This window comes from Pseudomonas sp. 58(2021) (genome assembly GCF_017491585.1).
Classification (GTDB): domain Bacteria; phylum Pseudomonadota; class Gammaproteobacteria; order Pseudomonadales; family Pseudomonadaceae; genus Aquipseudomonas; species Aquipseudomonas fluorescens_BT.
In genome coordinates, this window is record NZ_JAFGYZ010000073.1 from 1 (window position 1) to 255 (window position 255).

Sequence of the window (255 nt, forward strand, 5' to 3'; positions counted from 1 at the left end):
GGCCCTTGAAGTCCATCTGCCAGAGATCGTTGGGCGCTTCATGCTCGAACCGGATAAACGGTTTGATCTCAGCAGCCTTTGGATCAACGCGCGAATGACGCTGTAAAACTGCATGCACAGTACTGACTGAAGGCATCGCTAAACCTTTGTCTTCCAGCACGCGTTTGAGCTTGCGAGCGCCCCAAGCCGCGTACTCCCGACTCACGGTCAGAATCTGCTTCTCCACCTCGTCAGCACAACGTTTGGGGGACGTCT

The 255-nt window shown here is 55.3% G+C and carries 1 pseudogene; it reads right to left on the reverse strand.

Annotated features, from left to right (window positions below):
- A pseudogene (locus J5M72_RS29270) lies at positions 1-255 on the reverse strand (helix-turn-helix domain-containing protein); the annotation flags it as partial.